Here is a 21,318-nt window from a genome sequence, read left to right on the forward strand (position 1 = left end):
TGGACGGCATTCCTAATTTTTCAAAATAATTGTTCTTTGGTCCCGACTTAAAATTATTGTTATAATTTTATCAGTAGAAGATATTTATTTCTGAGAATAATTCAAAAAACGACTTCTACGAATTATAAAGTTATGTTAATTGCTCAGTTGAAATTTTGATATAGGAAATGGAAAGATATTTTTGTAAAAATCACATTTTATGGAATTATACTACACTTTCTCAGTACTCATCGTATTGGCATCTTTCTTCGCCTATTTAAATTTAAGATTTTTAAAACTTCCAGGAACTATCGGGATCATGATTATTGCCATGTTGGTTTCAGTCGGAATTCGTCTTTTAGGTGATTCATATTTTCCTGACACAACAAGACATTTTTTTGATCTGATAAAAGAATTTGATTTCAATGAAATCCTAATGGGAGCGATGTTGAACTTTCTATTATTTGCAGGAGCTTTACACGTAAATATGTCGGATCTAAAAGAACAAAAAGTTTCGATTATGATATATTCTACGGTAAGCGTAGTATTGTCGGCTTTAATTATTTCGATGTTGCTTTATTACATAGCACCTCTTTTAGGAATCAATATACCGTATGTTTTTTGCTTGGTTTTTGGAACCTTAATTTCTCCAACCGATCCAATCGTAGTTTTGGGAGTTCTAAAAGAAGCCAAAGTCCCTAAAAGAATTGAAACCAAAATTGTTGGTGAATCATTATTTAATGATGGAGTTGCGGTTGTGATGTTTGCTGTTGTTCTAAAAATGGCAACCGATCCTACGTTTGATGCAACTTTTAGCTCAATCTCTTGGCTGTTTATCAAAGAAGGCATCGGCGGACTTTTATTAGGAGCCGTATTCGGGTTTACAGCATCAAAAGTCATGAAGAAAATTGATGATTATAAAGTTTCGGTTTTAATCACGTTATCTATCGTAACGGGAGGATTTTTAGTGGCTCAGGCATTACACGTTTCTAGTCCGCTTGCAATGGTTGTTGCCGGATTGATTATTGGAAATTATGGTAAAAAAGTAGCGATGAGTGAAGTGACCAAAGATTATTTAGGTAAATTCTGGGAACTTATCGATGAGATTTTAAATGCTGTTTTATTCTTATTTATTGGTTTCGAATTGTTATTACTTCCAGATTTGAATAAACAATTGCTGACAGGTTTTGTAGCGATTTTTATCGTCCTTTTTTCAAGACTGACATCAATCGTTTTACCATGGAAATTCTTCGATATATTTAAGTTTTTCGGAATCAAATCGGCTTACAACAAAGGTTCGTTAATGGTTTTGGTCTGGGGCGGAATTCGCGGTGGAGTTTCTATCGCATTAGTGCTTTCTATGCCAGAAAGCGAATACAAAAACCTTTTATTAGAGGTAACTTATATTGTAGTTTTATTTTCTATTGTTGTTCAAGGATTGACGGTTGGGAAATTGGCTAATAGAGTTTTGGAGAAGGAGTAGATTGGAAAATGTAAAATAGAAAATAGAATAACAGTTAAGATTATTTTTAAAGATCAGTAAGATATATCTTGCTGGTCTTTTTTATTTGTTTTTAGTTGAATACTTTTCAATTTAAAAAACTTGATTTAGTTGAGTGATTTTTCTTATTTTTATTGCTTATTTTTAATTTGTAACTAATAATTAGTTACAAATTGATTATTAATGGTAAATTTGTATGAGTAAGATTGATAAACTTATCGAAAGATTGAAGTCAAAACCAAAAGATTTTTCTTGGGATGAAATGTTGAAAGTTTTAAAACATTTTGGTTATGAACAAATTTCGCAAGGAAAAACAGGAGGTTCAAGAAGAAAATTTGTGAATGAGAACAAACAGATTATTAGTTTGCATGAACCACATCCGCAGAAAGTTTTGAAAGGATATCAACTTGATATTATTATTGAACATTTGGAATTAAGATGAAAAATTACTTAGAATATAACGGATATATTGGAACACTAGAATTTTCTGCAGAAGATAAAATATTCTTTGGGAAAATTCATAGTATAAATGATTTAATAACCTTTGAAGGTTCTTCGGTTACAGAATTAGAAGAATCTTTTAAAGAAGCAGTCGACGATTATTTAGAAACCTGCAAATTGCTGAATAAAGCTCCGGACAAAACTTATAAAGGCTCGTTCAACGTGAGAGTTTCGCAGGAATTACATCAAAAAATAGCGCTGTTGGCTACTAAAAAAGGTTTGAACTTAAATGAAGTGGTAAAAGAAGCTTTGTCTTATATAGTAAAACATGAAGAAGTTTTAAATTAAAAAATGGGCCGACTCACATTTTGAGACAGCCCATTTTATTAAAATGCTCCATCGGAGCGACATGTTGTTGCAATAATTCTATCTTTTATCTTCCTTAGAAAAATTAGACGGACCATTTATATCAATTTGAGTGCCTAAAAAACGAGGTTCTCGATTTCGCAAGACATCAAAATATGCTTTAAAGACAGAAAGATATTCTCTGAAGGTAACATAATGGTATCCCAAATATTCTCCTTGATTTGCAGAATAGCCAGAAGATTTAATTCCGAGTTGTTGTCCAATGTAAATGGCTCGATTTAAATGATATTTCTGAGATATTAAAGTAGCTTTTTTGATATTGAAAATATGTTTGGCACGATACATTGTTGAGTAAGTATCGAAACCAGCATAATCAATAAATATTTTGGTGCTATCTACGCCATGTGTATAACAGTAGTTTTTCATTACCGTTAATTCATCATATTCATCACGGCCATTATCTCCCGAAAGCAGAATTTTATTGATGCGTTTTGCTTTCCAAAGCATAATTCCAGCATCTAGACGGTCTTTTAAATATTTGCTTGGCTGATTTCCGTTAATTCCCGCGCCGAAAATAATTCCGACATCATTTTTAGGGAATTTTTTAATGGAATAATGAATGTATTTCTTAGTCGAATTTTTTACGTGATAGTTTACAGAAACAATGGCAATCAATCCAATTATGGCGAGATAAAGCGCTATTTTAAAATATTTTTTCAATTTAGATTTATGCATTAGTCTTTAATATCAATTGCGTTTATAGTTTGAATTTTCCCATCAGCATAAACTACAATCTTTCCATTGGTCTTCTTTTTGTTTTCAATCATCTTTTTTGAAGATACTTTTAGTCCCTCAACAATTTTATGCTTTAACTCTTTAATCTTATCTTTTGTCATGTTTTTAGAATTTATTATATAAGATAAATTAAAATTAGAATACTAATATACTTGTTTTTTGTTGGACAAAATTTAAAAAAACCGAAACATTTTGGTTTCGGTTTAATCTAAAATCTAAAGTCAGAAATCTAAAATTATAAAAGGCCCGCTCTCTTCAACAAAGCCTCAGGCTTTGGTTCCTGTCCTCTAAAACGTTTGTACAAAGTCATCGGATGTTCTGTTCCTCCTTTTGAAAGTACATTGTCTTTGAATTTTTTCGCAATTTCCTCATTAAAGATTCCGTTTTCTTGGAAGAATTCAAAAGCATCAGCATCTAAAACCTCTGCCCATTTGTAGCTGTAATATCCAGAAGAATAACCACCTTGGAAAATATGAGAGAATGCCGTACTCATTGCATTTTCTTTTACATCTGGATACAATTGTGTGTTGGCAAATTGTTCCGTTTCGAAAGTTTTTAAATCGGTAATAGCCGTTGGGTCTTGTCCGTGCCAAGCCATATCCAATAATCCGAAACTTAATTGACGTAAAGTTGCCAAACCTTCTTGGAAACTTGCACTTTCTTTAATTTTCTGAACATATTCAATCGGAATGATTTCTCCCGTTTCATAATGATTTGCAAACAAAGCCAAAGCTTCTGGCTCGTAACACCAGTTTTCCATAATCTGACTTGGCAATTCTACGAAATCCCAATAAACAGAAGTTCCAGATAAACTTGGGTAAACCGTGTCAGCCAGCATTCCGTGTAAACCGTGACCGAATTCGTGGAATAAAGTCGTTACTTCGTTAAAAGTCAATAATGAAGGTTTTGTTTCTGTTGGTTTTGTGAAATTACAAACGTTCGAAATATGTGGTCTTTCGTTCACGCCGTCTTTTACATATTGTGATTTGAATGAAGTCATCCAAGCACCGTTTCTTTTTCCTTTTCTTGGGAAGAAATCGGCGTAGAAAATCGAAACTAAATTGCCATCAGCATCTTTTACTTCGTAAGTGGTAACTTCTTCGTGGTATTTATCAATATCAAAAACCTCGGTAAAAGTTAAACCGTATAATTTTTTGGCAACGGTAAAAGCGCCGTCTAAAACTTTTTCTAATTGAAAATACGGTTTTAGTTTTTCATCGTCTAAATTAAAAAGCTGTTGTTTTAATTTTTCAGAATAATAAGCCCCGTCCCATTTTTCTAATTGTTCGATTCCGTCTAATTCTTTAGCGAAAGCGGTTAATTCTTCAAATTCTTTTTGCGCCGCTGGTTTTGCTTTTGCCAATAAATCATTTAAGAAAGAGAAAACTTTCTCTGGACTTTCGGCCATTCTTTCTTCTAACACAAAATGTGCGTGTGTTTTATAACCTAATAAATTGGCTCTTTCATGACGAAGTTTGGCAATTTTCAGAACGATTTCTTCATTGTTGAATTCGTTTTTCTGAAAACCTTTTGCTCCAAAAGCAATTGCCATTTTTTTACGCAATTCACGATTGTCAGCATAAGTCAAAAACGGAACATAACTTGGATAATCTAAAGTAAAAATCCAGCCCTCTTTTTCTTGGTTTTTGGCTAATAATCTCGCCGCTTCGATTGTGCCTTCTGGCAAACCAGATAAGTCTTTTTCGTCCGTTAAATGCAATTCGAAGTTGTTGGTCTCTGCCAAAACATTTTCGCCAAACTGCAAACTCAATTTTGATAATTCTTTGTCGATTTCTCTTAATTGGTTTTTCTTGTCTTCCGGCAGATTCGCTCCGTTTCTAGAGAAGCTTTTATATTTTTTATCTAATAAAGTTGTTTGCTCTGGGTTGAGGTTCAAACTTTCTTTTTGGTCATAGACAGCTTTTACTTTAGCAAATAATTTAGCGTTTAAGCGAATGTCATTTCCAAATTCTGAAAGCCAAGGCGAAACTTCCTGAGCAATTTTCTGCATTTCGTCATTCGTTTCAGCCGAATTCAAATTGAAGAAAATACTCGAAAGACGGTCCAAAATATCGCCCGAATAATCCATCGCTACGATGGTGTTTTCAAAAGTCGGCGCGTCAGGATTATTTACGATTGCATCAATTTCGGCTTTAGCCAAAGCAATTCCTTCCTGAAAAGCAGGAACGTAATCTTCGATTTTAATCTGCGAAAAAGGCGCTGTATTATGTTTGGTGTTGAAATATTGGGTTAATACGCTCATATTATTTATGCTGTTTAAAAATATAAAATTAGGAAATCATAATTTGAATTTCTTCGTATCCTGAAAAGTATTCCAAAAACGAAGCAATTCTAAATTAGTGTTTTCGATACGGTAATAAAGTGAAATATGTTTGGTGATGACAATTTTATAAACGTTTATAATTTGTTTTGAGAAATAAAACATTGTCATTTTTTAAAAGTGTAATTGTGGTATTTACTTTTTCAATGAAATTTTGAGCAACTTTCTCAGAGCATTCAGCTTCTAAATAATCGATGTTGTTCCAAAAGTCTTGTTTCGCTTGTGGAGCCCAAATTACATTCATTATTTAAAATATTTTGAATAACGATTTTTAGTTTCTTCCATAACAACATCGTGTGAAATTCCTTCATTATTATCTAAAGAATAAATTGCCTCATTTATTTTGCTTTTTTGTTCTCCTGAAAGACTTTCTTTGGATTGAATGAACTCGACAATTTCCTGAATTAAATCGGGATTTTCAATGTCTAAAACTATTTTAGCGAGCCCTATTTTAGAAGTTTGAATGTTCATTTTGCTTTTTTCTCAAAGTTAAGTTTTTCTTTTAGAAATTTTTATAAGGAATAGTTAATAATTCTCATGTGAATTGTTTCGCAAAGTCTCACAAAGAAAAAACACAGAGCTTCACAAAGTTTTTTTATTATTCTTTGTGAAGCTTTGTGTTTGCTTTTGTGTATCTCTGTGAAATTATTTCTTCAAACCTTCAGCCGCTTTATTAACTGCCGCTTTTAATTCTTCTTTGTAAGAAATAATAGTATCTAAAACTTTTCTGTCGTGGCTTCCTATGATTTGTGCTGCTAAAATTCCGGCATTTTTTGCTCCGTTTAAAGCGACAGTTGCAACAGGAACGCCTCCCGGCATTTGTAAAATTGATAAAACAGAATCCCAACCGTCAATAGAATTACTTGATTTTACCGGAACTCCAATTACAGGAAGCGGAGACATAGAAGCTACCATTCCTGGTAAATGCGCTGCACCGCCCGCACCGGCAATGATTACCGAAATGCCGCGGTTGTGTGCATTTTTGCTGAAATCGAATAATTTCTCCGGCGTTCTGTGTGCCGAAACGATATCTACTTCAACTTCTACATTAAATTGTTTTAATATGTCGATTGCATCCTGCATAACTGGCATGTCGGAGATGCTTCCCATTATAATGGCTACTTTGCTCATGAGTTTTGTGTTTGTTTTGTTTCAGGTTTAAAGTTTCAGGTTGTTGGAAACTGTAAGTCTTTATTTTATTTCTGGAATCATGTTCCAAATATCAATTCCAAATTCTTCTTGAATTGCTCGTAAATATGATACTTGTCTTATGTCGTCTTCAATAAGTATAGAAAAGAAATCTTCAGGTGAAAGTCCAAATGCTTTTATTTCATTCCTTTTTCGATTGATGTATTTTTTTCTTTCATCTGCTAACATTAAATCATCTAGTTTGATTAATTTAATCAGATTAGTTGCTCCAATATCATCTGCATCTGAAACACGGTAATCACCATTATCATATACAATTCTTGTTTCAAAGTTTTCGTCTGTAGGAAGTAAAATTTGTTCAAACCATTTTGTAGATTTTTCACTATTCCACAAGTGCTTAACTAAAAACCAATTTGAATAAGAGTCGTTGGCAGTTCCTTTGAAATTTGGATTAAAATGCTCAATATCTCGTGCATCAGCTCGTCCTAAATATTCTTCTGTATAAGTGCAAAATCCCTTTTGCTCTTTGTATAAAATTTTCGATATTTTTGAATTATTATATGAGTTGCCTTCAATGTAGTTTAAACCACTTTTGATTATTTCAGAATCATTGTTTTTAAGAACTCTTCTCATAGTTGAAATTATAAGTGTCTCCTAATTTGACGGTTTCTAGCAATAATTTTTTCTTTTTTTGAGGATCTTTTTCATTTGCTACAGCTTCTTTTAAAGCTAAGTATTTTTTATATGCCTCTTCTCCATGTTTGTTGTAATAATTTATACCAAAATCATTTTTCAACATATCATTTGGATCGTCTCCAATTGGAGAACTTCCTCTTCTTACTGCTACTTTTCCATCTTCATCAAAATACAAAATAAAACGTTCTTCGGGCTCAAACGATGCCGCGATAAAAGGTGAATGTGTTGCAATAATAAATTGGGCTTCAGGGGCAAGATTTTTATAGTTATCCATTAAATCCATTTGCATATCTGGATATAATGATCTTTCAGGCTCATCTATTAGAATAATTGAGTCTTTAGTGTCAAGCTTAAAAAGTAATAAAGCGGTTAGAAGAAGCTGTTTGGTTCCAGTACTTGTACTTTGAATTGAAATGTTTTCTCCAGTAATTTTATGATTTAAGGGAGTAATGTTTCTTGTATTTATTAAATCAACTTCTAAATTTATTTTTTCTAAAATACTATTGAAATTCTCGGAAAAAGAAATTAACGGATTTATGTTATCTAATTTCCAGTTTTCAACTTTTTCTTGTGATTTATTGTTTAACAGACTACCACTATTAAGTAATTCAGAAGCAAACTGTAAGAAATTTTGAAAATATTTTATGTTTTCTTCTAACAATCCAATCCAGATATGATCTTGAACATTATCGTCAAACTTTAATCTGAAGTATGAGTTGTCTTTAATTTTTTCTTTTAAGCTTTTATATTTTTCTATCAATATTATGGTTTCTTCTTCAAAAACTTTTATATTTTGCTTAGATAAAATATCTGCGGTGAAATAAAATAGTTTATTTCTATAATTTATTACATCTTCTACTCCTCCATTATAATTACCTTCGTGAAAAGTGAATTTATTATTGTTAATTTCTATTCTATCTTTTCTAAACTTATAATAAATAGAGTCCGCTTCGAAATCCAGTTTAATGTTATAGGGATTAAAGTACATTGATGTTAAAATTTCGGCGTCATTGATTATTCTTGAATCATAAAATTGAGATATACTGTTGTTAATCAGTTCTAAAACAGACGTTTTTCCAGTAGCACTTTGTCCAATAAAACATATTTTATCTAAAGGCTTTCCTCTTTTTTCTTCAATATGGAAATCTTTAGGATAAGTAAAATCAAAATCTAGATTTTCTAAATGTCTAAACTGATCGATATGTAATTTTGAAATTTTCATTTATTGAGTTTTTACAAATCTAATTAAAAAATGATTGCTATTATAAACTGCGACTGCGACTGCAAACTGACCACTAAAATTTACTGACCACTGATCACTTTAATAGTATTCTTAACTTCCTGTGCAATTCGTCTAGCTTCTTGCATATTTTCATTTACAATTGTCACATGGCCCATTTTTCTGAAAGGACGCGTTTGTTTTTTACCGTAAATATGCGGTGTAACGCCGTTCCATCCTAAAATGGTTTCGATGTTTTCATACACTACGTTTCCAGAATGACCTTCGGCACCGACTAAATTGACCATAATTCCGGCCACTTTACTATCTGTGTTTCCTAGCGGAAGGTCTAAAATTGCGCGTAAATGATTTTCGAATTGTGAAGTATAACTCGCTTCAATAGAATAATGTCCAGAATTGTGTGGACGTGGCGCTACTTCGTTTACCAAAATTTCGTCGTCCTGGGTCTGGAACATTTCAACAGCCAAAAGTCCAACGTGATTGAATTTTTCTGAAACATTCAATGCAATTGCTCTGGCTTTTTCGGCTACTTTTTCGTCAATTCTTGCTGGGCAGATTACGTATTCTACTTGGTTGGCTTCTGGGTGGAATTCCATTTCTACAACAGGATAGGTTTTAATTTCTCCTGATGGATTTCTGCATACAATTACCGCCAATTCGTTTTTAAACGGAACCATAGTTTCTGCAATGCATTCTACATTTGGCAAATCATCCATGTCCGAAATCTGACGGATTACTTTTACGCCATTTCCATCATAACCAAATTCGGTGCATTTCCAAACAAACGGAATCGTGATTTCGTTATTTCCAACCGATTTTTGTAAATGCGCTGGACTGTCAAATCTCAAAAAAGAAGCAGTTGGGATATTATTTTCGGCATAAAACTGCTTTTGAATACCTTTATTCTGAATTCCTTTTAAGGTTTTTGGAGAAGGATATACTTTTACGCCTTCGTTTTCCAACTGCGTCAAAGCTTCAAGGTTGACCAATTCGATTTCGAAGGTCAAAACATCGACCTGTTTTCCGAAATTGTAAACCGTATCATAATCCATTAAATCGCCTTGAAAGAATTTATTACAGGCAATCTTACTTGGCGCTTCGTCGCTTGGGTCCAGAACGTAGGTTTGTATGTCAAATTTTCGGGTGTCGAACAAAAGCATTTTGCCTAATTGACCGCCACCTAAAATTCCTAATTTAAAATCAGAAGAGAAATAATTCATTGTTTTTATAGTGTGTTAAGAAATTCATCTGGAGTGAATACATTGATTTCGGAATACTTATAGTCTTTCAAATCTCTTGTAATTATGCAGTCCATTGAATTTATTGATTGAGCCGATGTAATTTGGATTGCGTCTTCAAAATCTTTATGATTTGATTTTAAGCTTTTTTTTAAAATAGATTCGGTTACTGCTATTATTGAAATTGTGTCTAATAAATCTTCAATAATCGAACGTAATTCTTTTTCGTCAACTACTTTTTTTGCAATATAATGCATAGTTGCAATGGAATGCGATGAAGAATGCATTTTGATTTTATGACGTTGACAGTAATCGAAAATTGAAATAGCATTTTTTGAAAATGGGAATCTATTCGCAACAATATCAACTAATATATTAGTATCGAGAAAAATGTTTTTAAATGCCATATTTCTCTCTATAGTGTTCCTCTTTTACTTTTTCTTCATCAAAATCTGGTGGCAAAGTAATTCTTCCAATAAGCTTTTTCACTTTCGGATGAATGTCATCGTATGTTTCTGTTTTTTCAGTCAGGTTTTTAAAATAACTCTCTACCAGTTCAGATAAACTTCTGCCCGTTTTTTTTGCATACAATTTTGCCTGCTCGATAACTTCTTTTTCTAAAGATAATGTGAGTTTAGTATTCATGTACGTAAGGTTTTTGCAAATGTACGTAAATAATTGCTTTGCGTTTTTGCAAAGATACCTTTTAATCTTTTTTTAGCCAAAATTTAGTTTTTCTGTTATGGATTGATAAAGTTTTGCCACAGATTAAAAGGATTAAAATGATTTTTTTTCGCCACGAATTACACAAATTTTCACGAATTATTTTTTTTAAAATTCGGTTAAAAAAATTAGTGGAAATTTGTGTAATTCGTGGCAACTAAAACCCCACAAAGAGAGAAATCTTTTTAAGCCTTTTAATCTGTGGCAGACAAAAAACTATTTTATTTTCTTCAAAACTTCTTTGGCAACGGCTTTGTACGCTGGCGAATGGTCTCCAAAATCTTTATCGATTATGACTTTTAATTCGGGATGAATCCAATCGTAATGATTTCCTAGAATGTATAAAGTTCTTATGGAGTACGCTTTTGTAGCGACTTTCACATCATTAATTAGCCAATCAAAACTTGCTTCGATGCAGTTTTGTAGATTTTCTTCAGAAAGCTGAATTCCGTTTTCGTTTTTCGTGTAATGTGATTTTACCAGCATCTGCACCACTTTTGCAATTGGGCGCATGGAACTTTCGTCTTTTAAAGCTTTAAGATTGGAACAGAAAAAATCAAGATGAGGCTGGAGCCAATGCAATTCTTCATACGAAACAAATTCTAAAATCCAACAGGCTTTATGATTGTTTTTGTCTTCGGGCGAAAAGCAAATCGAAACCAATTCACTAAAAAGTGAAGGGTTTTCTAAAACATCCTGTGCCGTTTTGAGACGATTTTCTCTGTAAGCATTTACGTAATCCAGTTTTTTCTGTAATTCAGACAGCATTGGTTAGGTGTTTAATACTGTGCTAAAATAAATAATTTAATGAGATAATTCCGTAATAATTTACTGGCAATCCGGGATAATAAAATCTTGGTTGTGCATTTCCAACTCCTGTTGCATTGGTTAAAATCATCGAAGCGTATTTTTCGTTCACGACATTATTTATGCCTGCATCAAAATGAGCCTTTAAACCTGATAGAATTTCAAATTGATAACCTGTTTTTAAATTCAGAAGCGAATAAGAATCGGAATAATCTGCATTAGAATCGTTCATCGGAATTTTATCGGTAAACTGGAAATCGGCCGAGAAGTAAAATCCTGAATTCAGGTTTAAAGTAAAACCAGCGCTTGCTGTATTGGCGGGAACTCCGGTAAGTTTGTTTCCAGAATAATCATTTCCATTATCAACAAACTCTTTGAATTCGTAATTTCCAATTGAAGCGTCAACATAAGAGTTCAAAGTAAAAGTTCGATTGATTGGCCAATTGTGGTTTAAGGAAATCTCAATTCCTTCATGAAAAGTTTTTCCAGCATTTACACCTTCATATTGGTCGTCTCCGATTCTTTTGGCAACCAATAAATCTTTAATTTCCATTCGGTAAACGGCAATTTGGGTGTAAAGTTTTTTATTGAAAAAATGCAGTTTTCCGCCCAATTCAAAATTATAACCTGTTTCGGGTTTAATGTCAGCATTGATATTTCCCGTTGAAGTCAAAGTTTCTTCAGTTGCGGGAAGAGAAAATCCTCGACTTACGGAAAAGTAAAAGGTTCGAACTTCATTTGCTTTATAAAGAAAAGAGAGCTGTGGCGAGAAAATGCCATCATAACTATAATGCTCCAATGGATTATTCGCGGAAGCGGGAAAATCATTCTGAAGTTCAAATTTGGTTTTGTTATAATTTAAACCGGCTTGAATTTCAAATCGGTCAGAAAGTAAAGTTCTTATTTGAGAAAAAACATTGTAAAAATCTCTTTTTTGATTGGTTGCCGAAAGCTGATCGCCTTGTAAACTTCCATTCCCATTATTTTGCTGATATAGATTTTGAAAAGTATTTCCACTGTAATTATCTTTGAAATATTCCAGTCCGGCAATAAACTGATTTTTGACTTTTCCGATTTTAAAATCTCCCGAAAACTGTGTTCTTGCGCCCGACGCAAAAGTGTATTGGCGTAAAATATCAAAAGGACGCGGTTCGTTGCTGTCTTTATAATTGATAAAAACAGAAGTCGAATTATTCAAATGATCATTTAATTTAAAATCATAAGCCAATCCTGCCAAAGTCGATTTGTATTCTTTGAAACCTTTTGAAACCACCCAAGTTGGCGCGCCAGCTTGCGGATTATTTTCGAAAGTCGTTTTATTGATTGAACTCGGAATATATGCTTTTAAATAAGTGTAATTGGAAAAGTACGTCAACTTGCTGTTTTTCTTTCTGAATAATTCTCCGCCAAGCGTAATTCCTTCCCGATTGTAAGCGCTGTTTTTGCGCCAGCCGTCGGTTTTTAAATTATGATAACTCAGATTTAGTGAAGCATTTTTTTCATTCAGATTAAAACCGACTCTGTTTTTTAGTAAACCAAAAGAACCAAAAACTGAACTGACTTCAGCTTGATAGTTTCCTTTGTTAAAATTTTCAGGCGAAATCAAAATAGCGCCGCCCAATCCAGCGCCGTAAACACTAGAAAGCGGTCCTTTTATAATTTCAATTTGGTTGATGTTTTGCAGGTCGATATCGTCAATTACGGTTTCGCTGTTTCCAGAGGTCAGCGGAATATTTCCATAAAAAGCTCGGATTTTATTGGTTCCGTAGGGAGTTCTGGCACCAATACCGCGAATCGAGATTCGGGTTGTGGTAATATTGGATGACTGCATAAAAACGCCCGGAATTGTATTGATAACATTGCTGATATCTGTGGTGTTATTTCGAAGTAATTCTTTTTCGGATAAAATGCCAATCGAAGCCGGACTATTTTGCAAATCACGATTGATGTGAAGCGGACTAATTAAAACTTCGTTTAGTTTCTGAGTTTTGACAGAATCAATATTTTGGATTTCTTTTTCTTGTGCGGCACTATTTTTAGAAATAAAAAGCATAAAAAGAAGAAGAAAATATTTTTTGAAAGGCATAAAAGGAAATGGATTAAAGTGTGGTTTAATTTTAACACATAGAAACATAGTATTGATTGAGGCAAAAAAGGCGTTTCACTTATTTAAATTCACATAGTAGCTATGTGTGAAAACGAGTTTTCTTAGTAACATCTTTTTAAAACAAAAATCTATGTCTCTATATGTTTAAAAATCTTTCAGATAAATGTTCGGATTAAAAATTGAAAATATTTTTTAAACCGCAAATTGCACAAATTCACACAAATTAATTTGCGAAAATTTGTGTAATTTGTGGTTAAAACCAAGCTTGTAGATTTATTTGACTGAAACTTTCCAAATCGTATTTCCGCTGTCATCATTTACCAAAAGCGAACCGTCGTTCATAACCGTTACAGCAACCGGACGTCCGTAAACTTCGGCTTTGTTTTCATCAGAAATAAAACCGGTTAAAAAATCTTCTGGTTTCCCGGATGGTTTTCCATCTTTAAAAGGAACAAAAACGACTTTGTAGCCCGAAATTTTCTCGCGATTCCAAGAACCATGCTGACCAACAAAAGCGCCGTTTTTATACTTTGCTGGAAATTTGTCTTTCGTATAAAAAGCCAATCCGAGTGAAGCCGTATGCGAACCGACAGGAACATCTGGAACAATTGCTTTTTCTACCAAATCTTTTCTTTCCCCTTTCATTCTTGGGTCAGGAATGTTTCCGAAATAAGAATACGGCCATCCGTAAAACCCATCTCTTTTTACACTCGTAATATAATCGGGAACCAAATCTTCTCCTAATTCATCGCGTTCGTTTACTGCGGTCCATAATTCCTTACTAACAGGATTCCAATCCATTCCAACAGGATTTCGTAATCCAGAAGCGTATACTTTTTCGCCCGTTCCGTCAGGGTTAATTTCGAGAATTCCAGCGCGGCGCACTTCTTTGTCAACACCATGTTCTGCATTATTACTTCCTGAACCAACAGAAACATAGATTTTCTTGCCGTCAGGACTTGCCAATAAATTTCTTGTCCAGTGATTGTTGTAGCCGCCAGCAGGAAGCTCAAGGATTTTTTCGCCTTTGGTTTCCAGTTTTAGCGGATTGTTTTTATAAGGATATCGATATAAACCATCGGTATTAGCAATGTAGAAAAAGTCTTTAAGAACCAGCATTCCAAAAGGTTTGTTTAGGTCTTTGATAAAAATTTCGCGAGTTTCATACTTCCCGTCTTTATCTTTATCTCGTAAAATGGTAATCTGATTTTTACTGTTTCTCGTTCCGCTTTCAACCACAAAAATGTCCTGATTTGGCGCAATATAGCTCCAACGCGGATTTGTAAAGCCGTCAGCAAATTTAGTTACCACAAAACCTTCTGGTGCTTTTGGAGTTTTTCCTTCCAGCCAGCCAATAACTTTGCTGTGGTTTGTTTTTGATTCAGTAGCGTACGGAGGCGGAAGCGTAATTTCTCCGATTGCTGTTTTTACGATATTTCCGGGTTGTTTGGCAAGTGCTTCTTTTTCTTCCTTTTTAACCTGACCTTGGCACGAAGAAATTAAGACTGAAACAAAAGCCGAGCAGCATATAATGGTATTTTTCATTTTGATTAAAGTTAATTGATTTACTTATAACAATTTATGAAATTCTAAAATAGAAAGAGATGAATTTTTGTAAATATTAACCGATGTTTAACATTTGTAAAAAATTGTGTTGTACTGCCATTTTTCATCATGACTATTAAGTTGTAATTCTGTATCTTTGTCCATTGTTTTAAAAAGAAAATAATGATACAACTTCACGATAAACAATTTGTTCCATTTATTTCGGCTAAAGAAATTGATTTTGCTTTAACCAAATTAGTGGCTCAGGTAGAAGACGATTTTGGAGACGATACGCCAATTTTTATTGGAGTTCTGAATGGCGCTTTTATGGTCGTGTCAGATTTTCTAAAAAAATATAAAAAACCATGCGAGGTTTCATTCATCAAAATGGCATCGTATGAAGGAACTGAAACAACAAATTCGGTTAAAGAATTAATCGGAATCAATCAGGATTTGTCTGGAAGAACGGTTGTAATTATTGAAGATATTATCGATACTGGAAATACAATCGAAGAATTAAAGCATTTGTTTAAAGCGCAAAATGTAAAGCATTTTAAAATTGCAACATTATTCTTTAAGCCCGAAGCATACAAAAAAGACATAAAAATAGATTACATCGGAATCCGTATTCCAAATAAATTTATTGTAGGTTATGGTTTGGACTACGATGGTTTAGGACGAAACTTGACCGAAGTTTACAAATTAGCAGAATAAAAAAAAACAAAACACAACTATATATTCATTTTAAAACTTCTGAAAGACAGAAGTAACAACACTCATTTCAATTATGATTAACATCGTTTTATTTGGAAAGCCTGGTGCAGGAAAAGGAACTCAGGCAGAATTTTTAAAAGAAAAATACAATTTAACACACCTTTCAACAGGAGATATTTTTCGTTTCAATTTAAAAAATGATACTGAACTAGGAAAACAAGCAAGAGTTTTTATGGACAATGGAGAATTAGTTCCTTGCGAAGTAACAACTGCAATGTTAATTGATGAGGTAAAAAAACACCCTGATACAGCAGGATTTTTGTTCGATGGTTATCCAAGAACAATCAATCAGGCAGAAGCTTTAGATAAATTTTTGCCAACAATTGGTTCTAGCGTAACAGCAACAATCGCTTTAGAAGCTGATGACGAAATTTTGGTAAAACGTTTGTTAGAAAGAGGAAAAACAAGCGGAAGAGCAGACGATCAGGACGAAGAAAAAATTCGTGTGAGATATCAGGAATACAATGAAAAAACAGCTCCGCTAATCGATTACTATAAAGCACAGAATAAATTTCACGCTGTAAACGGTATCGGAGAAATAAAAGATATTACAGAGCGCTTAACGTCAGTTATAGATAATTTGTAGAAGCTTTTTCCAGCTGTACGTTACTAGTCCTCGCTAAAAAAACTATTTTTCCAAACCATAAAACGAGCTTCCTCCGGTCGCTGTTTTCTGGCAGGAAAAATTAGTTTTTTTAGCTCCGGGCTATTCACTTCCATCTGGGCTATTTAGATTACGATTACGAATTACAATAACGAGACTATTTACTAACGAATCCCCTATCAATTGGAAATACTAATTATATTTTTTCTAATTATTTTAAATGGAGTTTTCTCCATGTCTGAAATCGCTCTGATTTCGGCCCGAAAGAACAGGCTTGAAACATCAGCGAAAAAAGGAAACAAAAGTGCTAAAACGGCACTCGATTTAGCCAACTCTCCAAACAAATTTTTATCTACAGTTCAAATCGGAATTACCTTAATCGGAATTTTGACTGGTATTTATTCTGGAGATAAAGTTACTGCCGATGTTGAGGTTTTTGTGTCAGGCTTTGCAGTTTTAAAACCTTACGCACATTCCATCGCAGTTGGAATTGTGGTTGTCATTTTAACTTTCTTCTCATTGGTGTTAGGAGAGTTACTTCCAAAACGAATCGGATTAAATTATCCGGAAGCGATTGCTAAAATGGTGGCAATGCCAATGAAAGTCATTTCAATCATTACGGCGCCGTTTATTTGGTTGTTAACTTCTTCAACAGATTTCTTGTTGAATGTTTTACAAATCAAACCAACTGCAGACGGAAAAGTGACTGAAGAAGAAATTAAGGCCATAATCAAAGAAGGAACAGAAGTTGGAGAAGTTCAGGAAATTGAACAAGATATTGTGGAGCGTGTTTTCCATATTGGAGATAGAAAAGTAAGTTCGTTAATGACACACCGTAAATCGGTTGACATGCTGCCTTTACAAGCGGATAAAGCAAAAATTAAGGAACTAGTCGTTCAGGATTTACATGCGGTTTATCCGGTTTACAACGACAACTATGATGATATTGTTGGTGTTGCAACTCTGAAAAACATATTTGCGAATATCGAAAACGATAATTTCGATTTTTCGTCCATCATAACAGAAGCGCCTTATTTGATGGAACATACCACGGCTTATAAAGCTTTGGAGAACTTCAAAAAAACAGGAATTCATTACGCTTTAGTTTCAGACGAATACGGCGTTTTTCAAGGTATGATTACGTTGAATGACATTCTGGAAGCACTAGTTGGCGATGCTGCCGAATTTTATAAAGATGAATTCCAACTAGTAGAAAGAGAAGACGGTTCATGGCTGGTAGACGGACATTATTCGTTACACGACTTCCTGACGTATTTTGAATTGGACGAATTGACAAACGATTACGACGTCAATACAGTAAGCGGGATGATTATGACCGAGCTTTCTCATATTCCAAAAGAAGGAGAAAAATTAGTTTGGCAAAAATTCGTCCTTGAAGTTATCGATATGGATGGCGTTAAGATTGATAAAGTGCTTGTAAAAGCGCTTAAAGAGTAAAATTTGTTTCAAGTTTAAAGTTTCAAGTTGGTTGACGTTCTGTTAACTTGAAACTTGAAACATGAAACTACACATAAACAAGAAAAAATGACAGAAGGAAATTTTGTAGACTACGTTAAGATATATGTTTCTTCCGGAAAAGGAGGAAAAGGTTCGACGCATTTACATAGAGAGAAATTTATTGAAAAAGGTGGTCCCGACGGTGGAGATGGTGGTCGAGGCGGACATGTGTATTTAGTTGGGAATAAAGGACTCTGGACATTATTTCACTTGAAATTTGCGCGTCACATCAAAGCAGGCCACGGTGGAGACGGCGGTTCTGACAGAAGTACAGGTGCAGACGGAGAAGATAAAATTATCGAAGTGCCGCTAGGAACGGTTGTAAAAGATAAAGAAACAGGAGAAACACTTTTTGAAATTACAGAAGACGGCGAAAAAAAGATTCTTGCAAAAGGAGGAAAGGGAGGTTTAGGAAACTGGCATTTTAGAAGTTCTACAAACCAAACGCCACGTTATGCACAGCCAGGTTTATTGGGTGTAGAAATGGATGTGATTTTAGAATTAAAAGTTCTGGCAGATGTTGGCTTAGTTGGTTTCCCAAATGCAGGAAAATCTACTTTATTGTCTGTTTTAACCTCAGCAAAACCAAAAATTGCCGATTATCCTTTTACGACTTTAAAACCAAATTTAGGAATCGTAGCCTACAGAGATTTTCAGTCTTTTGTAATTGCTGATATTCCGGGAATTATTGAAGGCGCTGCCGAAGGAAAAGGTTTAGGACATTATTTCCTGCGCCATATTGAACGTAACTCAACGTTGCTATTTTTAGTTCCAGTTGATACGCCAGATATTAGAGCAGAATATGATATTTTGGTTAACGAATTAACAAAATATAATCCTGAAATGCTAGACAAAGAACGTCTGGTCGTAATTTCAAAATGCGATATGCTGGATGATGAACTAAAAGCAGAATTGAAAGCAGAACTTGATGTTACTTTCAAAGATGTTCCTTATATGTTTATTTCGTCTGTTGCGCAACAAGGTTTGACCGATTTGAAAGACAAACTTTGGAAAATGCTTAACGAATAAAGTTTTAAGTTTCTAAGCTACTAAGTTGAAAGAAAAAACTTAGACACTTAGCAGCTTAGTAGCTTTTAAAAAAGAAAGGCGTTCTAGAAATAGAACGCCTTTCTTTTTTAAAACAATGTTAAATTCTTAATAAAAGGCTAAAAAAGCGAAAACATGTGCAATTTTAGATTTGTTTTGAGTGGAATAATTATAAATATGAGCTATATTCGCAACACTTAAAATAAATAACATGAAAAAAATAGTTTTATTCTTAACCATGTCTCTTCTGACTTTTCCTGTAAAAGCCGATGAAGGAATGTGGTTCCTGATGTTTATCGAAAGATTAAATCACAGGGATATGCAAAAAATGGGTCTGCAATTAACAGCCGAAGAAATTTACAGTATCAACAATCACAGTTTAAAAGATGCGATTGTACAATTCAATGGAGGATGTACTGCAGAAATCGTTTCAAATACTGGTTTAGTACTTACAAACCATCACTGTGGGTATAGTGCAATTGCAGAACTTTCGACTGCCGAGCAGAACTATCTGAAAGATGGTTTTTGGGCAAAAGACAAAAGCGCTGAAATGAAACCAAAATCTTTATTCGTTCGTTTCTTTGTTCGTATGGATGATGTTTCTAAAAGAATCTTGTCTAAAGTAAATGATACAATGACTGAAACGGAAAGAAACAAAATCATTCAGCAAGAAATCAGTTTGATCGAAAAAGAAAACAGCGAAAACGGGAAATATACGGTTTCTGTTCGTCCTTTCTTTCAAGGAAATGAATATTACTATTTTGTTTACCAAGATTACACAGACGTTCGTTTAGTGGGAACACCGCCGGAAAGCGTTGGTAAATTTGGTGGAGATACAGACAACTGGGAATGGCCTCGCCAAACTGGAGATTTCTCTATGTTTAGAGTGTATGCAGATAAAGACGGAAATCCTGCTGCTTACTCAAAAGACAATGTGCCTTTGAAACCAAAACATTATTTACCAGTAAGTATTAAAGGTGTAAAAGAAAATGATTTTGCCATGATTTTAGGGTATCCAGGAAGAACAAACCGTTGGATGCCGGCTGGAGGAATTGAGCAAAACATAAAATATGCTTATCCTGCTTGGGTTGAAGGTGCTAAAACCGGAATGGACGTAATGAAAAAGTATATGGATAAAGATGCAACTGTTCGTTTACAGTACGCTTCTAAATATGCTTCGACTGCAAACTACTGGAAGAACCGTCAAGGTATGATCGATGCTTTAACAAAAGCAGGAACGGTTGATACTAAAGCAGAACAGGAAGATAAATTTTATGAGTGGGCAAGCAAACCTGCTAATAAAGAAAAGTATGAGAATGTAATTCCGACTATCAACGATTATTACAGAGAAACAAACTTAAAAGCCCGTCACGATAATTACCTGATACAGCTTTTACGTACTTCTAGTTATGCTACGGGACCAGCTAATCTAGGAAATGCATTAATTGCTTACTACAAAGAAAATGATGCTAAGAAAGCAGAAATGCTTCCTAAAATCAATGCAATGATTGAAAGTATTTATGGTGAATTTTATGCGCCATTAGAAAAGGATATTTTAACGGCACAATTGAATTTATACGCTGCTAAAGCTGCTGAGTATGGAATTGCTCCAGAAATTGCAAAAATGAAAACGGCTAACAATGGCGATTTTACTGCTGACGTAGCAAAAGCAACGGAACAAAGTTATTTTACCTCTAAAGAAAAAATATTAGGATTTTTAGCAGATCCAAAACCAGTAGCTATTACACACGATCCGTTGTATATTATTTCTAATGATTTATTGACTAAATACCGTTCTAAAACAGACGATCAGGCAAAAGCAGATGATGGTTTTGCAACAGCTTACCGTAAATTGGTGGAAGGTTTAAGAGAATCTAAATTGAACGCAATTAAATATCCAGATGCCAACTCTACATTGCGATTGACTTACGGAAAAGTTCGTGCTTTACCTGCAGATCCTCGTAATGATGCAAAAATCAACAACTATACTACAATGGAAAGTATGGTGAAAAAATACAAAGCAGGAGATCAGGAATTTGACTTGCCAGCTCGTTTATTAGAATTGAACAAGAAAAAAGATTACGGACAATATGCTGATAAAGCAGGTTACATGCCAATCAACTTCTTGACAGATAACGATATTACTGGAGGAAATTCAGGTTCACCTGTTCTGAACGGAAAAGGAGAACTAATCGGTATTGCTTTTGACGGAAACATAGAAGCAATGGCTGGTGACGTTATTTTTGATTCTAATTTACAAAGAACAATCAACGTTGATATTCGTTACGTACTTTGGATTATCGACAAATACGCAGGAGCGAAAAACATTATCGATGAATTGACGATTGCGAAATAATCTGATTTTAAATTCCAATTTATAAATCCCAAATTCCAAATTCTCAAAAAAATGGAAACTATGGAGATTAAATAATTCGATGTAAAATAAA

General features: G+C 33.9%; 22 protein-coding genes. 8 read left to right on the forward strand and 14 right to left on the reverse strand.

The genetic code is table 11. The features are described from left to right. Positions 1-199 precede the first annotated feature (199 nt). The 3 genes from E0W73_RS14425 to E0W73_RS14435 all read left to right on the forward strand — a co-directional run bounded on the left by E0W73_RS14425 (position 200) and on the right by E0W73_RS14435 (position 2,269). Positions 200-1,462, forward strand: coding sequence for a cation:proton antiporter (locus E0W73_RS14425; RefSeq protein WP_135222777.1), 1,263 nt, complete (start codon positions 200-202; stop codon positions 1,460-1,462). Positions 1,463-1,676: 214 nt separating this feature from the next. Continuing rightward, a complete protein-coding gene (locus E0W73_RS14430) occupies positions 1,677-1,922 on the forward strand; it encodes a type II toxin-antitoxin system HicA family toxin (protein ID WP_135222778.1) in 246 nt (81 codons plus the stop codon). Next, positions 1,919-2,269 carry a type II toxin-antitoxin system HicB family antitoxin gene (locus E0W73_RS14435; RefSeq protein ID WP_135222779.1) on the forward strand — a complete coding sequence of 117 codons (351 nt, stop codon included), beginning with the start codon at positions 1,919-1,921 and terminating at the stop codon, positions 2,267-2,269. Before E0W73_RS14430 ends, E0W73_RS14435 begins: the two co-directional genes overlap by 4 nt. Positions 2,270-2,347: 78 nt before the next feature. Here E0W73_RS14435 and E0W73_RS14440 read toward each other — a convergent pair whose 3' ends face one another. The 14 genes from E0W73_RS14440 to E0W73_RS14495 all read right to left on the reverse strand — a co-directional run bounded on the left by E0W73_RS14440 (position 2,348) and on the right by E0W73_RS14495 (position 14,928). Further along, on the reverse strand, positions 2,348-3,007 hold the full coding sequence (locus E0W73_RS14440; protein WP_135222780.1) for a SanA/YdcF family protein: 660 nt from the start codon (positions 3,005-3,007) through the stop codon (positions 2,348-2,350). A 14-nt stretch (positions 3,008-3,021) separates the two neighbouring features. Then, positions 3,022-3,183 (reverse strand): hypothetical protein, encoded by a 162-nt coding sequence (locus E0W73_RS21455; RefSeq protein WP_162847709.1) that lies wholly within the window; start codon positions 3,181-3,183, stop codon positions 3,022-3,024. Between the two features lie 134 nt (positions 3,184-3,317). Then, entirely contained in the window at positions 3,318-5,345 is a 2,028-nt protein-coding gene (locus E0W73_RS14445) for a M3 family metallopeptidase (protein ID WP_135222781.1), read from the reverse strand. A gap of 145 nt (positions 5,346-5,490) precedes the next feature. After that, the gene (locus tag E0W73_RS21460) at positions 5,491-5,667 is read right to left on the reverse strand and encodes a type II toxin-antitoxin system RelE/ParE family toxin (protein WP_162847710.1); all 177 of its coding nucleotides are present in this window, start codon (positions 5,665-5,667) and stop codon (positions 5,491-5,493) included. Further along, positions 5,667-5,894, reverse strand: coding sequence for a hypothetical protein (locus E0W73_RS14450; RefSeq protein ID WP_135222782.1), 228 nt, complete (start codon positions 5,892-5,894; stop codon positions 5,667-5,669). Before E0W73_RS14450 ends, E0W73_RS21460 begins: the two co-directional genes overlap by 1 nt. A gap of 174 nt (positions 5,895-6,068) precedes the next feature. Beyond that, positions 6,069-6,554: a 5-(carboxyamino)imidazole ribonucleotide mutase gene (gene purE / locus E0W73_RS14455; protein ID WP_135222783.1), complete on the reverse strand. Its 486-nt coding sequence runs from the start codon at positions 6,552-6,554 to the stop codon at positions 6,069-6,071. A 60-nt stretch (positions 6,555-6,614) separates the two neighbouring features. Continuing rightward, positions 6,615-7,205, reverse strand: a complete 591-nt coding sequence (locus E0W73_RS14460; RefSeq protein WP_135222784.1) for a hypothetical protein — start codon at positions 7,203-7,205, stop codon at positions 6,615-6,617. Then, complete coding sequence (locus E0W73_RS14465; protein ID WP_135222785.1) at positions 7,189-8,490, reverse strand: AAA family ATPase; 1,302 nt, start codon at positions 8,488-8,490, stop codon at positions 7,189-7,191. The genes E0W73_RS14460 and E0W73_RS14465 overlap by 17 nt, the downstream gene beginning before the upstream one ends. Before the next feature lie 80 nt (positions 8,491-8,570). After that, entirely contained in the window at positions 8,571-9,728 is a 1,158-nt protein-coding gene (locus E0W73_RS14470) for a 5-(carboxyamino)imidazole ribonucleotide synthase (protein ID WP_135222786.1), read from the reverse strand. Between the two features lie 5 nt (positions 9,729-9,733). Continuing rightward, entirely contained in the window at positions 9,734-10,153 is a 420-nt protein-coding gene (locus E0W73_RS14475; RefSeq protein ID WP_135222787.1) for a type II toxin-antitoxin system VapC family toxin, read from the reverse strand. Beyond that, the gene (locus tag E0W73_RS14480) at positions 10,143-10,391 is read right to left on the reverse strand and encodes a DUF6364 family protein (RefSeq protein ID WP_135222788.1); all 249 of its coding nucleotides are present in this window, start codon (positions 10,389-10,391) and stop codon (positions 10,143-10,145) included. The genes E0W73_RS14475 and E0W73_RS14480 overlap by 11 nt, the downstream gene beginning before the upstream one ends. Positions 10,392-10,685: 294 nt before the next feature. Further along, on the reverse strand, positions 10,686-11,237 hold the full coding sequence (locus tag E0W73_RS14485; RefSeq protein ID WP_135222789.1) for a hypothetical protein: 552 nt from the start codon (positions 11,235-11,237) through the stop codon (positions 10,686-10,688). 22 nt (positions 11,238-11,259) lie between these two features. Beyond that, on the reverse strand, positions 11,260-13,362 hold the full coding sequence (locus tag E0W73_RS14490; RefSeq protein WP_135222790.1) for a TonB-dependent receptor: 2,103 nt from the start codon (positions 13,360-13,362) through the stop codon (positions 11,260-11,262). A gap of 294 nt (positions 13,363-13,656) precedes the next feature. Beyond that, positions 13,657-14,928 (reverse strand): PQQ-dependent sugar dehydrogenase, encoded by a 1,272-nt coding sequence (locus E0W73_RS14495; protein ID WP_135222791.1) that lies wholly within the window; start codon positions 14,926-14,928, stop codon positions 13,657-13,659. Positions 14,929-15,111: 183 nt separating this feature from the next. Between E0W73_RS14495 and hpt the strand changes: the two genes are divergently transcribed. The 5 genes from hpt to E0W73_RS14520 all read left to right on the forward strand — a co-directional run bounded on the left by hpt (position 15,112) and on the right by E0W73_RS14520 (position 21,227). After that, the gene (hpt, locus tag E0W73_RS14500; RefSeq protein ID WP_135222792.1) at positions 15,112-15,642 is read left to right on the forward strand and encodes a hypoxanthine phosphoribosyltransferase; all 531 of its coding nucleotides are present in this window, start codon (positions 15,112-15,114) and stop codon (positions 15,640-15,642) included. A gap of 73 nt (positions 15,643-15,715) precedes the next feature. Next, on the forward strand, positions 15,716-16,288 hold the full coding sequence (locus E0W73_RS14505; RefSeq protein WP_135222793.1) for an adenylate kinase: 573 nt from the start codon (positions 15,716-15,718) through the stop codon (positions 16,286-16,288). 201 nt (positions 16,289-16,489) lie between these two features. Continuing rightward, positions 16,490-17,764, forward strand: coding sequence for a hemolysin family protein (locus tag E0W73_RS14510; protein WP_135222794.1), 1,275 nt, complete (start codon positions 16,490-16,492; stop codon positions 17,762-17,764). 87 nt (positions 17,765-17,851) lie between these two features. Continuing rightward, a complete protein-coding gene (gene obgE, locus E0W73_RS14515) occupies positions 17,852-18,853 on the forward strand; it encodes a GTPase ObgE (RefSeq protein ID WP_135222795.1) in 1,002 nt (333 codons plus the stop codon). Between the two features lie 229 nt (positions 18,854-19,082). Next, positions 19,083-21,227: a S46 family peptidase gene (locus E0W73_RS14520; RefSeq protein ID WP_135222796.1), complete on the forward strand. Its 2,145-nt coding sequence runs from the start codon at positions 19,083-19,085 to the stop codon at positions 21,225-21,227. Positions 21,228-21,318 lie beyond the last annotated feature (91 nt).

The organism is Flavobacterium foetidum, from assembly GCF_004634245.1.
In the GTDB taxonomy this organism is placed as follows: domain Bacteria; phylum Bacteroidota; class Bacteroidia; order Flavobacteriales; family Flavobacteriaceae; genus Flavobacterium; species Flavobacterium foetidum.